13 protein-coding genes are annotated in these 14,341 nt (G+C 60.4%); 10 read left to right on the top strand and 3 right to left on the bottom strand.

The genetic code is table 11. The annotated features are described in order from the left end of the window. Window positions 1-13: 13 nt before the first annotated feature. The gene (locus ACSW29_RS05945) at window positions 14-802 is read right to left on the bottom strand and encodes an IclR family transcriptional regulator (protein ID WP_448276828.1); all 789 of its coding nucleotides are present in this window, start codon (window positions 800-802) and stop codon (window positions 14-16) included. A gap of 168 nt (window positions 803-970) precedes the next feature. Between ACSW29_RS05945 and ACSW29_RS05940 the strand changes: the two genes are divergently transcribed. After that, a complete protein-coding gene (locus ACSW29_RS05940) occupies window positions 971-2,125 on the top strand; it encodes a Rieske 2Fe-2S domain-containing protein (RefSeq protein WP_448276827.1) in 1,155 nt (384 codons plus the stop codon). Between the two features lie 246 nt (window positions 2,126-2,371). On the opposite strand, the gene ACSW29_RS05935 is transcribed toward ACSW29_RS05940, so the two are convergent. Both ACSW29_RS05935 and ACSW29_RS05930 read right to left on the bottom strand, forming a co-directional pair. Continuing rightward, on the bottom strand, window positions 2,372-3,577 hold the full coding sequence (locus ACSW29_RS05935; RefSeq protein ID WP_317828329.1) for a winged helix-turn-helix domain-containing protein: 1,206 nt from the start codon (window positions 3,575-3,577) through the stop codon (window positions 2,372-2,374). Between the two features lie 34 nt (window positions 3,578-3,611). Beyond that, a complete protein-coding gene (locus ACSW29_RS05930) occupies window positions 3,612-4,901 on the bottom strand; it encodes a TetR/AcrR family transcriptional regulator (protein ID WP_448276826.1) in 1,290 nt (429 codons plus the stop codon). A gap of 540 nt (window positions 4,902-5,441) precedes the next feature. Here ACSW29_RS05930 and ACSW29_RS05925 point away from each other — a divergent pair. Genes ACSW29_RS05925 through ACSW29_RS05885 form a run of 9 tightly spaced genes read left to right on the top strand, consistent with a single transcriptional unit; the run spans window position 5,442 to window position 14,334 of the window. Beyond that, window positions 5,442-6,251 (top strand): MlaE family ABC transporter permease, encoded by an 810-nt coding sequence (locus tag ACSW29_RS05925; RefSeq protein WP_448276825.1) that lies wholly within the window; start codon window positions 5,442-5,444, stop codon window positions 6,249-6,251. After that, entirely contained in the window at window positions 6,251-7,108 is an 858-nt protein-coding gene (locus ACSW29_RS05920; protein WP_317828327.1) for an MlaE family ABC transporter permease, read from the top strand. The genes ACSW29_RS05925 and ACSW29_RS05920 overlap by 1 nt, the downstream gene beginning before the upstream one ends. 3 nt (window positions 7,109-7,111) lie before the next feature. Beyond that, on the top strand, window positions 7,112-8,335 hold the full coding sequence (locus ACSW29_RS05915; protein WP_448276824.1) for an MCE family protein: 1,224 nt from the start codon (window positions 7,112-7,114) through the stop codon (window positions 8,333-8,335). Next, a complete protein-coding gene (locus tag ACSW29_RS05910; RefSeq protein ID WP_448276823.1) occupies window positions 8,332-9,363 on the top strand; it encodes an MCE family protein in 1,032 nt (343 codons plus the stop codon). Before ACSW29_RS05915 ends, ACSW29_RS05910 begins: the two co-directional genes overlap by 4 nt. Next, window positions 9,363-10,418, top strand: a complete 1,056-nt coding sequence (locus ACSW29_RS05905) for an MCE family protein (protein ID WP_448277408.1) — start codon at window positions 9,363-9,365, stop codon at window positions 10,416-10,418. Before ACSW29_RS05910 ends, ACSW29_RS05905 begins: the two co-directional genes overlap by 1 nt. Then, entirely contained in the window at window positions 10,415-11,512 is a 1,098-nt protein-coding gene (locus ACSW29_RS05900) for an MCE family protein (protein ID WP_448276822.1), read from the top strand. The genes ACSW29_RS05905 and ACSW29_RS05900 overlap by 4 nt, the downstream gene beginning before the upstream one ends. After that, window positions 11,509-12,573 carry an MCE family protein gene (locus tag ACSW29_RS05895; protein WP_448276821.1) on the top strand — a complete coding sequence of 355 codons (1,065 nt, stop codon included), beginning with the start codon at window positions 11,509-11,511 and terminating at the stop codon, window positions 12,571-12,573. The genes ACSW29_RS05900 and ACSW29_RS05895 overlap by 4 nt, the downstream gene beginning before the upstream one ends. Next, window positions 12,570-13,790 carry an MlaD family protein gene (locus ACSW29_RS05890; RefSeq protein WP_448276820.1) on the top strand — a complete coding sequence of 407 codons (1,221 nt, stop codon included), beginning with the start codon at window positions 12,570-12,572 and terminating at the stop codon, window positions 13,788-13,790. The genes ACSW29_RS05895 and ACSW29_RS05890 overlap by 4 nt, the downstream gene beginning before the upstream one ends. Continuing rightward, window positions 13,777-14,334 carry a mce associated protein mas1a gene (locus tag ACSW29_RS05885; RefSeq protein ID WP_448276819.1) on the top strand — a complete coding sequence of 186 codons (558 nt, stop codon included), beginning with the start codon at window positions 13,777-13,779 and terminating at the stop codon, window positions 14,332-14,334. The genes ACSW29_RS05890 and ACSW29_RS05885 overlap by 14 nt, the downstream gene beginning before the upstream one ends. Window positions 14,335-14,341 lie beyond the last annotated feature (7 nt).

The following is a 14,341-nucleotide window of genomic DNA, read 5'->3' as shown; positions in this document are numbered from 1 at the left end:
GCGTTGCGGGGCACTACCCGGTCTGCCGGCGACGACGGTCCGGCACCTCGAAATACTGGGAGATTGCCACGGCGGCCATCTGCACGGGTGCAACGTGCCGATCGTCGATCTTGCCTCGAACCAGTGGGCCACTGATCGACAGACCGACTTCGGTCCCTCCCAGTGCACCAACCCGCACTCCGATACAGCCGAGCCCCGAAGTACACGTGCCGTATACGACGCCGCGCTGACGGTGGGCAATTCCAGAAGGCTGCGCGAGTGGCGAACGGCGACCCGCCGCCAAGAGCGCTTTGCCTATGGCCGAGGACCGTGCAGGAATTCGAGTGCCGACGCCTGTCTGGAGTTCGGGTATCGCCCGGCTGCCGATCTTCTGGACGTAGCGCACGTTGCTTCCCTCGAGGACTCCGAGATGGACAGCCTGATCCGTCACGAGGTGCAGGTTGTACAACAACGGCACCACCACTCTCTCGAACTTGTTTCGATACAACGAAATTGCCCCGAGGTCACCGAGCTTGTCTCCTACTTCGTACTCGAGCCCTTCTCGTCGAAGCCAGTCCATTCTCACAAGCTTCAGAAGCATCCTGTGCACGGACGACCGCGGAATTCCGGTTCGACGAGCCACCTCCCCCAGCGTCAGTCGAGGTGTGTCACGAAAGCAATCCATCACCATCGCCAGTCTGTCGAGAGTTGACATGGGTATGGGCTCTTCGGTGATCGGTCCGACCAACATGGATGTCTCCGTTCCGGTGATCCGTCCGTCGAGCGGGCACCGCTGCGCGATGTGTTCGCTGCCGACTGCCAATCTGGGCTCAGTCGGCGCGCTCCGCCAGGGCATTTCCCACCGGGCGGGAGACGAACCCGCCTGGTCACTGCCACCTGCACCTATACCGATCACCGGTTGCGCCCGTTGAACCTGAGCTCACTCCTCGCCACAGTGGCACGGACAGACCCCTGAACAGAGGACGGCGTTATGACCACAATGGACCTGGGCGAAGTCGACGAATTCCGCGTCATCGATGAAGGCGTTACCCCTGAGCGGTTTGCCCGCGGCTGGCACTGCCTCGGGCTCGCGAACGATTTTCACGACGGAAATCCACATCCGATCGAGGCCTTCGGCACCAAGCTTGTCGTATTCGCCGACAGCCAGGGCGAGGTGAAGGTCCTCGACGCGTACTGCCGACACATGGGTGGAGATCTCAGTCAGGGCACGATCAAGGGAGATTCGATCGCGTGCCCGTTCCACGACTGGCGCTGGGGAGGCAACGGAAAGTGCACGGCGATTCCCTATGCCCGGCGGGTCCCTCCGCTTGCCAAAACCCGCGCCTGGACCACGCTCGAACAGGATGACCTGCTCTTCGTCTGGCACGACCCCGAAGGCAATCCGCCTCCTGCCGAGGTCGCCATTCCGATCATCAAGTCTGCGGAGCACGAGTGGACCGATTGGGTGTGGAAGTCGATAGTCATCGATACGAACTGCCGAGAAATCGTCGACAACGTCGTCGACATGGCGCATTTCTTCTACGTGCACTTCTCGTTCCCCACCTATTTCAAGAACGTCTTCGAAGGGCATGTCGCGATCCAGGAGCAAAGTGGCATCAACCGCGACGACATCGTGACCTGGACCGACCCCGACGTGCCGAAGTTGGTCTCGAACCTCTCGGTGGCCGCCTATCACGGGCCGTCTTTCATGGTCGACGATCTGGTGTACCAGTACGAAACGTTCAAGGTGGATTCGGTTTTGATCAACTGCCACTACCCGATCAGCCCGAACAAGTTCGTCCTGATGTACGGCATCACCGTCAAGAAGACCGACGAACTTCCCGCCGGAATAGCGGACCAAACCGTTGACGCGATGATCGGTTACATCGGCGTCGGGTTCGAGCAGGACATCGAGATCTGGAAGAACAAGACTCGCATCGACAACCCGCTGCTCTGCACCGAGGACGGTCCGGTCTATCAACTACGACGCTGGTACGAACAGTTCTACGTCGACGTCGCCGACGTCACGCCCGAGATGGTCGATCGCTTCGAATTCGAAATGGACACAAGCAAACCCGTCGAGGTGTGGAAGCAGGAGGTCGCGGACAACATCGCTCGCAAAGCCGCTGCAGGGGTGGACCGATGACCATGGAACCGCTGGACTGTGAGCGGTGCGGAGCATACGTCCTCGTCGAGAAGAACAGCTGGCACCACACGTCGACTCAGTGGCGATCAGATTCTCGAACCACATGTTTGGAGTACTGCGAACACGTCGCACCGACGAGCATTCGATCCGGAAGCTGCTCCGAGTTGAGAAAGTCCATCAACAGAGCCGCAGTCGACGGGCGCATAACCGTTCCCGAATGACACTCGCCCTCGCGGCCTCGACGGCTCACGCAAGGGCAGCGGACAGCTCCCGAGACAGCGTGCCTTTGTTCTCCACCTCGATGGTCTCGCAGCCCTGCCAATGGGCAGTTCTGCGAAGGAGTTCCGCCAACCGGGGAGCAGTGTCGGCATCCGCGGTGGGTTCGGCCCACGCGGCGCGCACCAGCAGCCGACGGTTCTGACGGTCGTTCTTCAGATCGACTCGGGCACAGATATTGTCGTCGATCAGGACCGGGAGCACGTAGTACCCGTGAACTCGCTTGTGGGCTGGAGTGTAGATCTCGATCCGGTAGTGAAAGTCGAAGAGCCGCAACGCTCGATCGCGTGCCCACACTACCGGATCGAAGGGGGATAACAACGCTTCCGCACGGATGGACCTGGGACGCTTCGCTTGTGGATCGATCCACACTTCCCGTGCTTTACCTCGACGCTCCCAGCCGTCGACGTATGCCCGGCGCACACTCCCGGCCTCTTCGAGTTCCTGCAACGCGGTTCGTGCTTCTGCGCTGGGCAGACGAAAGTAGTCGGCGATGTCGTCGAGTGTGCCCAGACCATGTGCCCTCACTCCCCGCAGCACCAGCTCGCGTATCGCCTCCGACCGCTCGACTCGTGCGTCGAGTATCTCGGGTTCAAGCAACTGCTCGGCCAGGCCGTAACGACGCTCGAAACCAGCGCGCCCCGCCGAGACCACTTCGCCCCAACGGAACAGCGTCTCGAGCCCGACCTTCACATCGGACCACCCCCACCACGGACCGCGTCGTGTGTTCGCCTCGTGTTCGATCTCGCTCGCCGCCATCGGACCGTTGTCGCGCAGCTCCTGCCGCAACCAATCGAGGAAGACACTCCGATCGGAAGCCCATCCGCCCTTGTCGCTCAACGCCTTGGCGCGAAACTGGTCCATCCGCCAGCGGAACAGCGGCCACATGTCCACCGGCAGGAACGTAGCTTCGTGGCCCCAGTATTCGAGGTAACCCGAGCCGGGGGCGAAGGCGAGCTGATCGAGTCTGGATTTGTCGTACGCCCCCAACCGAGCGTAAACCGGCAGGTAGTGACTGCGCTCGAAGACATTGACCGAGTCGATCTGCAGCACCTGCAACCGGTCCATCACGCCGACCAGATTGCGACGCGTGACCGTCGTGGGATGCGATTTGCCGAATCCCTGAGCGGCAAGCGCTATGCGACGGGCAGCTGCCAGTGACACGACTTCGCTCATAGTGGGCCAGACTACGCACACCCACCGACACGTTTCAGGAAGCCGATGTCCCGCGGCGCGTGGACACGGTCGAGGCGGCCTGACGGCCGAACAGTACTGCCGACATGAACATCTGCAACCTGGCCGCGTTCTCCGCGGCAGCGTCGAATTTCATCATGCGGCCGACGTCCGGAACCAGGTTGAGCGCAGCATGAACCACGAACTTCGCCTCTACCGCCGACAGTTCAGGCCGGATTTCGCGGAGTACCCGCACCCATTCGACCACGTAAAGCTTCTGGCGATTCTTCAGATCGCTTCGATGACTCGGCAGAAGGTTGTTCATCTCGGAGAAGTAGACCGACATCAATTCGTGCTGTGCGAACGACAATTCCACGTACATCGCCGACAATGACCGGAGCGCTTCTTCGTGTGAGTCAGCGGAATCGAACACCGCTGCAGTAGCCAAGTCCAAGCGATCTGCGGCTCGATAGAATACGGCGCCGAGAAGCTCGGCCTTGCTGGGAAAGTAGCGGTACATACCGGAGGCGTTCAAGCCGGCGGCCGCAGCGATCTCTTCGATGCTGACGTCGTGATACCCGCGAGAGTCGAAGAGTCGCACGGCTTCCTGCAGCAGACGTTCGCGTTTGTTCGTGGTCACCGTTCTGGGCAACGAGGACTGCTCCAGGCGGCTCGCGGTGGTTGCGCCCTCGCCGTGATCTATCGCCAGACACGCCTCGAGCAGAACCTGCTCCATCACCCGCTGGGGCAGTAAGAGATTATGGACGGTGATGCTGCCGATCACGCTGAACATCGCTGCCACGACGAGGGTCTTTTCACGCGCCGTCATTGCCGGATCGGAGCGCGAAAGATGCCGGGCTACCCGGCGATTGACCGCACTGGCTTGCGCTCGAACGGATTTCCGATCGGCGGCATCGAGAAACCGGCTCTCCCACCGATAGATTCCGGCCGTACGCCGATTGCGAATTGTCGTTCTTATCACTGCAATCAGATCTTCGCGCAACCGCTGCGCGTCGGTCGATGCAGGCGCAACCGAGACGACGTCCAGGGCACTGGCGAGCGCTTCGGTCAACTCCAACGCCGCGTGGCGGAACATCGCGTACTTGTTCGGAAAGTGCCGATAGAGCGCCGAACCCGAAATACCCACAGCCGACGCGATGTCATCGACACTGACAGCTGGATATCCGCGCTCACTGAACGCGATTGCCGCCGCTGCCGAGATCTGCGCCTTGCGATCCTTCGGGCGCCTCTTGACGGAATCGGACCTCGCCTGCCGAACAATCCCACTCGACGACTGCGCGTCGACGAACTGCTCGCTCGGGCTCACCGTCTACCCACTCTCCAGCCTTCACGCTCGAAGTACCTTGATCCGCCTGTCCAGCAGACGAGAATCAGCATAAGCATGATTCCGAGGATTCACACACATTTTTCAGCACATTGCGTTTCTGCCGCCAGATAACAGCTGGTGAAACGCCGTTCGACCACGACATACAACTTCGCCCTGACGCCAGCCAACGAGCCCCTCACCGAGAATTTCGGTTAACAAAACGTTGCCCGAAGCCGCCGACAATGGGTAGTGTCACCGCTCGAAGCGCAGTCCCTACGGCCGCGAAGCAATCCGACTGACAGATTCGGAATATCCGTAAACATACACGGGGTGGTGACATGAACGGTCCCGATACTTCCACGTCAAAAGCGGAAACTCGATCAACACTACAGGCAACCCGACGAGAATTTCGGTTCACATAATGCTTGCTTGGACACATATATGTGTGAGATGCTTCACAGGCAGTTCGCTCGACCGCCAGCGCTCGAACAGTTCGAACTCCGTGCCGAACACTGTTGATCTGCAAAGGAATTCAATTAGATGACGTACGAGCTACCAGCCGCGAAGGGCCCGGTACGAGACGTAGCGTTACAGGGGGGCTATTTGATCGGATTCTCGGTTCAGGCAATCTTCGGCCTGTTCACGGCAATCCTCCGCAGACGACTCTCGTTGCACGAGACGGTTACTCAGACCCTGTTCATCGGCCGCGTCAGCACCGGCCCATCGTTGCTTCTCATGATTCCGATCGGTGTCTTCATCGCCGTGTCGGTCGGCGAACTGGCAGGCAGGATCGGCGCTGGTGGCTATTCCGGGGCAGTCGTGGCTTTCATCATCGTCGGTCAAGCCGCGGCATTGGTGTGCGCATTGATGATGGCCGGTGTCGCCGGATCGGCGATCTGCACGGATTTGGGTTCACGAAAGATCCGGGAAGAGATCGACGCCATGGAAGTGATGGGCATCGACGTGATCGAGCGCCTGGTCGCACCGAGATTGGTTGCAGCAGTGATCGTCTCCCTTGCACTCTGTTCGATGGTCACCTTCGGCGGTGTGATCGCGTGCTACCTGTACCACATCTACGTCCAGCACCTTCCGGCCGGAACGTTCATGGCAACGTTCAGTCAGTACGGGCGATCTTCCGACTTCGTCATGGCCTTGGTGAAGGCTGCGATCTTCGGTCTCGCTTCGACTTTGGTCGCCACCTTCAAAGGTCTCCATGCAAAAGGTGGCCCACGCGGCGTTGCCGACGCAGTCAACGAAGCCGTCGTCATCGCTTTCGCGCTCGTCTTCATCGTGAACACTGTGTTGTCCGCGCTGTATACCGTGATCGTGCCGGCAGTCGGTGAATTCTGATGTCACTCGTCGATCTCCGGATCCGAGCGCGGCAGGCCGGCAGACCGTTGCGGACCGCAGGCGACGGCTTGGTGTCGCTCGGTCAGCATGTCACCTTTTACATCCGCACCATCGCCTCGATCCCCTTTGCTCTCACCAAGTACCGCAAACACGTGCTCGGACAGATCAGCGAAGTCAGCTTCGGAACGAACTCGCTGTTGTCCGGCGGCGGCACTATCGGCATCGTGTTCGCGATGTCTCTTGCAGCCGCGATGATGCTGGGTGTGGAGACACATCGCGGTCTCGAACTTGTCGGCATGACTTCGCTCTCGGGCATGCTGTCCGCGGTTGCCAACACACGCGAACTTGCACCTGTTGTCGTCGCTATCGCGTTGGCAGCCAAAGTCGGAACGGGTTTCACTGCCCAGATCGGGGCCATGCGTATCTCCGACGAGATCGACGCCCTGGACTCGATGGCGATCCGATCGATCCCGTTCCTCGCCGGTACGCGGGTGATCGCTGCCATGATCTGCGTCATCCCGATCTACATGATCGGACTCTTGGCCAGCTACCTCTCGACCCGACTGGTCGTCGTGTTCTTCAACGGCGCGTCGGCAGGTACCTACGACTACTTCTTCCATCTGGCGATCTCGCCGCAGGATCTCCTGTACTCGGGCCTCAAGGCCGTGGTGTTCGCCGCTGTTGTCGCGCTGGTTCACTGCGCGTACGGCTACTACGCATCCGGCGGTCCAGCCGGCGTCGGGCAAGCGGCCGGGCGCGCGCTCCGGACTGCGATCCTCGCGATCGGAATCCTCGACGTACTGATGACTTTCGCGCTGTGGGGCCTCGTGCCCCAGATCCCGGGAATGGGCGTCTGAACCGTGGACAGACTCACTACACGCACGAAGATCGTCTACGCACTGCGTGGCGCGATCGCCGTCGTGGTGGCCGTCGTAGCGGCAGTGACTATGGTGCTGCGTGGATCCGGAAACCTCGAGCAGAGCACCGACGTATTCGTGGCTGTTCCAGCCACGGCGGGCCTGATCAGCGGCGAGGCACCGGTCCGGTATCACGGGGTCAACATCGGCCGAATCGGCGAAATCGAATCAGGCACCGCAGAATCCGTGGTGCAACTACAGATACAGACTGAGGATGCATCGAAGATTCCCGCCGACGTGATGGCTCGCGTTGTTCCGCGCACGTTCTTCGGTGACATCTACATGCAACTCGTGGACAACCCGGCGCCGCAGGGCCGAACAACTCTCGCGGACGGAGACGAGATCCGCATGGACGACGGACCCGAGGCGGTCGCCCTCTATGACGTGTACACCAAGTTGGTCGGAGTCCTCACAGCAATGCAACCCGAGAAGCTTCAAACGGCTCTGACCGCTCTCGGCCAAGCCCTGGACGGAAACGGGGCCGAAATAGGCACCACGATAGACAATCTCAGTGCTGCTTCCGGAGTACTGGCTCCCGCTGCACACCAATTCCTGCAATCCACTCCGGAATTCCGATCTGTCATCGACGCATTGGACCGCGCAACCCCCGACATTCTCGATACCTTGGCGGCCGCCACATCCGTCTCGAACAGCATGGTCACCAACAGAGCGAATCTCGAGACCTCGATCGGCGCGGCCGCAGTCTTCGCCGCTACCGTCGACGATTTTGTCGCAGAAAACAACAGCAACATCATCACCGTGATCGATTCTGCCGGAAAGATACTCGCAACCACCGCGGCAAATCCCGAAGGACTGCGTTCCACTCTTGCCAATGCCAGCACGTTCGGCGCCTCCGGTGCGCGAGTCTTCGCCACCGGAAAGTTCGACATCACAGCAGTTGCCACGTTCGCCGAACCGCTCCCGTACACAGGTGATGATTGCCCGCTGTACGGGAACTCGTACGGAGCACAGTGTTCCGGCTCCAACCTGACGCCTTCACAACCCGTCAGTGCCCCAGTCGTTGGCGGCGAAGCCGAAGCCGCCACCCTGCGTTTCCTCGAAGATCAATTACTCGGCGGCTCGCCGGAGCAGTCGGACGCCCCCAACCCGGCAACAACACTGATGTTGGGGCCGATGGTCAGAGGTAATGAGGTGACCGTCCCGTGAAGGTCCTTCCTGGCCAGGTCATTCGGTTGTCACTCTTCTGCATCACCGGCGTCGCCTGTGCTTCGTTCGTGGCGAACACGTTGTCGGTCCCGGTTCGCGGAAGCACTGATTCGTACTCGTTCGAGTTCACCGACGTCGAAGGACTCAACCCGGGCAACCCGGTCACCATGTCGGGTGTGCGTATCGGCCGCGTGGACTCGGTTGCGTTTGCCGACAACGGAGGCGGGACGAGCAAGGCGATCGTCGACGTCGAAATCGAGTCGCAATATTCCCTCGAGTCGGATGTCCGTGCCGCCGTGCGCTACGGCGACATGCTCGGTGCTCGATATCTGGCCCTGACCCAGAATGACAGCGGGGCAACGGTGTCCGCACGACAGCTCGAACCAGGTGACACGATACCGCTGGCGCAGACAACACCGCCGATCAACTTGACGGCACTGATGAACGGGTTCAAGCCGTTGTTCGCCGCATTGGAGCCCGAGCAGGTGAACACTCTCACCCGAAGTTTTGTCGAAACTTTCAACGGTCAGGGCCAGGCAATGACCACCCTTCTCGATCAGATCGCGACCATGAGCTCCGGCCTGGTCGACCGTCAGGACGTCTTCGCGCAACTACTCACGAACATGAACACTCTTCTCACTTCCGTCGACGAGCGTCAACCCGAATTGGTCGGTCTGCTGGACGGTTTGAACAGTCTGAGCACCTCCGTCGTCGGGCAGAACGACCAACTGGTCTCGCTGTTGGATCAGGGAAACCGCACTGTCTCGTCGTTGGCTCAGATCATGGCCGGGTCGAACGGCGCATTCGGTCAGACCGTACAACAACTCGAAAGTGTCACCGGGAGTTGGATTGCGAGCACCGACGAGTTCAACAGACTTCTCGCCAACCTTCCCCAGTTCGCCGACGCCGCCAACCGGATCGGAAGTTACGGAAGTTTCATCAGCCTGTATCTGTGTAATTTCACTCTGAAGGCAGGCGACATGGAAGCCAACATCTTCGGTCCGACACATTCGCCGGTGTGCTCATGATGTTTCTGGTCAAGCTGATCGACGTGTTCGTCGGCATCATGCTCTTCCTGTTCAAAGGGGATCGCCGACGCAGCGGTAGCGGCACTGCTCTCGCTCTGGGTAGTCTCGGGATTTTTGTTCTGGTGGTGGGGCTCGCCGCAGCACTGGGCATTCCGAAACTCTCGTACAACGTCCGCACGTCGGCGTACACAGCCGAGTTCGCCAATGCCAGCGGGCTTTCCGATACCGACCCCGTCTATGTGGCCGGAGTTCCTGCGGGCCGCGTGGATTCGATCGACCTTGCCGGCGACCACGTGGTCGTCAACTTCCGTCTGGACAAGGATCAGCCATTGGGAAACCAGAGCACGGCGACGGTCAGGCTCAAGACGGTTTTGGGCAAGCGCTACCTCGAGATCGTGCCGGCCGGAGTAGTCGACGACTCCGACGAGCGGGTCATTCCGCTCTCCCGCACAACCGTGCCGTACAGCCTCGACGACGTCAGCAGTGACGCCACCAACGCGGCCACCGGCGTCGACCTACAGGCGATGGAGTCCATGATGAACACTCTTTCACAGGTGATTCCGACGGATTCCAATCAAGTCGGACGGGCTCTGGCCGGAATCAGTGGGGCCTCAGCGGCTTTCGCGCAGAATGGTGAACAGATCGATCAAATTCTCACGATGTCCCGAGAGCTGTCGGACATGGCGGTGGCACAAACCGATTCGATTGTCGGCACCGCCGCAAACGCTCAGACGATCGTGCGTACTCTGGCCGTCCGCAAGGACGCGCTGACTCAGTTGGTCGACAACCTGACAATCATCATCTCGAAGCTCTCGACGACGTTCACAGACCGTCAGGACGAGTTCGGGGCGATGACCGACAACCTCGTCGCAGTCACCACCACGCTGAAGAACAACGCCGATCAGATCGACCTGCTGTTGACTCGCCTTCCGTCCGCTCTGCGTTCGGTCACCGACTCCACCGGCACCGGCAATTGGACCGACGTCAACGCCCCGGCAGCCGTGATCCCGGACAATCTGCTCTGCGCGCTCGGCATCATGGAGGGCTGCAAGTGAATACACGAAAAGCCGTCACTGCCATGCTGGTCGTGACCCTGGCGATCGCCCTGCCCGGTTGGTACATCTTCGGACGAACCGATCAGTCCAAGACTGTCTACGCCGATTTCAGTTACGTCGGTGGGATTTACGAGGGAAGTAAGGTCACCGTCCTCGGGGTCGGCGTCGGGACGGTCACGTCGGTGGAACCTCGCGGAACTTCTGTTCGAGTGGCGATGTCGATGCCCAACTCCGTCGATTTGTCCGCCGACGCTTCGGCCTATGTTCTCAATCCGTCGGTGATCAGCGATCGCCACATCGAACTCGGTCCGGCGTACACCGGCGGAGAGACGCTGAAGGACGGCGATCAGATTCCGATCGAACGGTCCCACTCCCCCATAGATTTCGACGGGTTGATGGGAAGCGTCAGCACCTTGGCCGACGCATTTGCCGGGGAAGGTGGCAATCTCGGCGATCTAGTGAGCCGCGGCGCCGCCGGGTGGCAGGGTCAGGGCGATCAATTCAACACCGCCATTCGCAACCTCAGCACGGCCACCGGAGTTGTCGGCGCTCGGTCGGAAGACATCGGTGCACTTGTCGACAATCTCAACACCTTGATGGGTGCGTTGGACACACGGCAGGTCAGCTTGGACGAGCTTGTCGGTGACCTCGGCGAACTGGGCGATCAGTGGGCGAGCCAGAACATGGACATCTCCCAACCGCTGCAGGATCTGCAGGTCGTCTTCGATCAACTGAACAGCTTCATGACAACTCACGGCGACGATGTCGGTGCCATAGCCGACAACGTGCGAGTTCTCGGTGACACTCTGGCTGCCAAACAACCTGACCTCGCCGAGTTCATGGACTTGGTGCCGTTGATGATGCAGAACCTCTCCCAAACTATCGGCCCTGATCAGCGCGGACGCATTCGGCTCAATGTCTCGACTGCACTGACTCAGTTCGCCGTCGCCAAGCCACTGTGCGACGCGTACAAGTTGCCCATCTGCACCGGTGCCGGATTCACGAATCCGATTTCCTTCCCCCTCAGCACTTCTGATCCGCTCGGCATCGCCTCCGCGATTTCCGGCGGCGCCGTCCCCGGAGGTGGCAATTGACGAGGCAATCGGTTCGGATAGTCGCCGGCGTCGCGATCATCGGTATGGGTTGTGCGGCTGTGTTCGCCTTCGGCGGCTGCAGCGCAGGCATTCAGGACCTTCCGCTGGGTCGTTCGGCCGACGGTGACGCGTACACCGTGTCGCTACAACTGGCCGGCGCTGACGGCCTGGTGTTGGGAGCAGACGTCCGCAGCGGCCAGAAAGTCATCGGTCGAGTATCCGCACTGTCAGCCGACGTCGTCGGAGCCGACGTGACACTGAGTCTGGACGCTGCGACGCAGTTGCCGGACAAGGTCGAGGCCTCCGTCGAACTCCCGTCCGCACTGGGAAACCCGTTCATTCGGCTGCTGCTGCCAGAGGTTCCGTCCGGTTCTACGCTGAGCGACGGCGATACAATTCCGGAGTCTCGCACCGAGATCGGTCCGCAGGTCGAAAGTGCACTTGCCACCCTCGGTACGGTTCTGGCCGGGAGCGGCATCGATCAACTCGATACCGTCGTACGCGAACTGAACACCGCGTTTTCCGGGCGCTCAGGTGAAGTGCGTTCTCTGACCGATACCCTGACCTCGCTCATGGCAGAGGCAAGCAGTCACCGAAGCGAGTTCGACGAGGCCGTCGACCTCGCTGCCCGGGTCTCCTCGCAGTTGGCCGGGCAACAAGAAGTCGTCGACAACTACCTCGATTCCGTTCCACAGGTGGTGTCGATTCTCGTGGGGCAGAAGGATCAGATTGCGAGCCTCTTGAACTCGACCGTTCAGCTCGCCACCAACGCAAACACCATTCTCGACTCCTCACCCAACGGGCTCGACACGATGCTGCACGATGCGTCGACCGTTGTCGGGACTCTGGATTCGTTCAACTCGGAGATCGGCCAGACGCTGACGAACATGAACGGGTTGCTCGAAAACTTCACCGGCGCAGTGCAAGGCGACTACCTCGTTTTCGACGGCGCCCTGGATATTCCGGGAACAATCGACAAGCTCTGGAGCGGCGGTATAGCCGGACAATCGATCGCACCGGCGGGAACTCTCACCGATCTACTTCAGGGAGGTTCGCGTTGAGTCGCCTTGCGCTTGTTCAACTTGTCCTGTTCGCTCTGATCGCTGCTGTGGTCATTCCTTTCGGGATCGTCTACGTGGTCGGCCCTCAGGGTTTTGGTGGGCAAATCCGGCTGCACGCCAACATGTCCGACGCCTTCGGACTGACCAAGGGCACAGTCGTCACGTATCGCGGTGTACAGGTGGGGAAAGTGAGTGAAGTCGAACTCGACGCAGGCACCCGCTCAGCTCGGGTGGAACTCTCGCTCAACGACAACACCGAGATACCTACCAACAGCGTCGCCAAGGTGACGATGGGGACCGCAGCCGGAATTCAGAATGTCGACATCTACCCCAACACAGACCACGGCCCGTATCTTCGGGATGGCGGCGAGATCGCCATGCCCGCAGATCAGCAGCCAGTTCAGATGAGCCAGTTGATGCTTCAGGCGTCCGGCGTCCTGGAAGGTATTGATCCGCAGGCGATCAGCGACATCGGGACCGAACTGGGGAATTCGTTCAACGGGCTCGGCCCGAGCTTGGCGACGATGATCGACAACGGCGGGATCATGTCTGCGCAGTTGAACGACCAGTCGGCCGAACTCGCCGCGCTGCTGTCGCGAACCTCCAGGCTGATGGACTCCATGGCGACACAATCGGATTCGTTCGTCCGAGGAATGGCGGCAGCGAAGAACTTCACCGAACAACTCGAGTCCAACGCCCCGGTACTGATTTATCTCACCGATCATTCACCCGCCGCCCTCAATAGCGCCCAGCAGTTGTTCGACAAGTACCACAACACTTTCGGAGCGGTGCTGGCCAATCTCGTCACGGTCGCTCCGATCATCTCCGACCGCACGGATGCCCTGGAGACCGGACTCGTCACGATCCCCGAAGGTCTCGCCAAGCTGGCATCCATCGTCAAAGGCGATCGAGCTGATTTCGCCTTGGTGGCCACGCAGGGGCCGGTGTGCAACTACGACACCCCCAGACGAGAGGTAGGCGATCTCTCCCCCACCAGTCCGAGTCTGGCGATGTACTGCCCACCCGCCGACGACCTGGTCCAACGCGGAGCACAGAATGCTCCGCGGCCGAACGACCTTGGATTGCAGAACTCGACGGTCCCCGGCACGCCGATCGGTCCGCCGGTCGTCGCGGATCCGATTCTGATTCCGACCGGAGTCGACGCCTTGAACTACTGGAGATTGATGTTGGAAGGACTGGGAAATGGCACACGGTGAGAGCGCACTCCTCGACGAAGCAGAAACCGAGGTGGCCGAACATCCGACTCCCCCGTCGTTCTTTCGTCGACTGAAAGAGCCTCGCAACGCACTGATCTCGCTATTGGCGGTAGCACTGATCGCAGCATTGGTGGTGCTCGGATTCCAGATGTACTCGGCGAATCAGAAAGACACGCTGCGGCAGGAGGCCTTGGACACCGCGCGGGACTACTCGACCATCATGTCCTCCTTCGATTATCAGAACTTGGACGCCAACAAGGACACCATCGCCTCGATGTCGACCGACGAGTTTGCCGGCACCTACCGAACGATGGTGGATTCACTGCGCGAGGTTGTCGCTGGAGGTCAAGGTCGGGCGAGTGCGACGGCAACAGACGTCGGCATCGAGTCACTGGAAGATTCGTCGGCGAAGGTGCTTGTCTTCGTCGACCAGCAGGCCAAGAACATTGCTGCGCCAGAGGGTAATACACAGAAGTACCGGATGGTCGTGTCGTTGGTTCGTTCGGACGACCGCTGGCTCGTGAGCAACGTCGAGACCAAGTAATTCACCG

The organism is Rhodococcus sp. GB-02 (assembly GCF_053470465.1).
The sequence above is the reverse complement of the archived record's forward strand: the minus strand, read 5'-3'. Positions and strand labels throughout refer to the sequence as shown.